This is a genomic window from Candidatus Symbiopectobacterium sp. NZEC135, assembly GCF_025962695.1.
Window position 1 is genome coordinate 1 of sequence record NZ_JAGFPF010000798.1, and the last position, 928, is coordinate 928.

The 928-nt window shown below is 60.2% G+C and carries 1 protein-coding gene; it reads right to left on the reverse strand.

All coding sequences use genetic code 11. The annotated features are described in order from the left end of the window. The coding region (locus J5224_RS30535) for an ABC transporter permease (RefSeq protein WP_264628787.1) at positions 1–743 on the reverse strand (743 nt) is incomplete at its 3' end. Positions 744–928: the final 185 nt, after the last annotated feature.

The window sequence follows — 928 nt, forward strand, 5'->3', positions numbered from 1 at the left end:
GGCGGTTGTACCCCAAGCCCCAGAAAGGAGAGCGTGGCTTCCAACAGAATGGCGTGGGCAATCTCAAGCGTTGCCACCACCGTCAGCGGCCCCACTAAATTGGGCAGAATTTCCCGCACCATGATGAAAACCGACGATGCCCCCAACGTTTTCGCCGCAGCAACAAACTCCTCTTCCCGCAGTTGGCGCGTTACGGAGCGCGAGACGATCAGAAAGCGATCCCACAGCAGTAACCCGAGCAGCAGAATCACCACGTTTACCGAGCCCCCCACCAGCGATGCCATCGCCAACGCCACCAAAATCACTGGCATCGAGAGGCGTACCGTCAGCAGATAGCTCACCACTGCGTCCACACGCCCGCCGAAGTAACCGGCGACCACGCCCAGCGTGATGCCAATAACGCCCGCCAGCGCGGCGGCGGCTAGCCCGATCAGCAGCGAAACGCGCGCCCCAAACAGCAGGCGACTTAAGTAGTCGCGTCCCAGCTTATCGGTGCCCAGAATATGCTCCCAACTGCCCTTCTCATACCAGACCGGCGGGATCAGGCGTCGGCTGACATCCTGCGCATAAGGGTCGTGCGGGCTGATCCACGGCGCCAGCAGCGCCAGTACCACCACAATCCCTAAAATCACCACGCCCAGCGTCATGCTGTGGTGACCCAGGATGCGCCGCACGGCACGTTGCCACGGGCCCGGTTGCGGTAATAACCCAGTTTGTCCGGCCTCAGTTTGCGTTACTGTCACAGCGCCACCTCGCGAAAAAAAACCTAGCCACAATGCGGATGTCTTTTCAGATGCTTTCATGTTGCTCACTCCTAGCGCGCCCGTAAGCGCGGATCGAGTGCCGCGTTGAGCACATCCGCCAGAAAGGTGAGAACGATATAGAACACCGCGATAATCAGGACGATGGCCTGCACCACCGGGAAGGC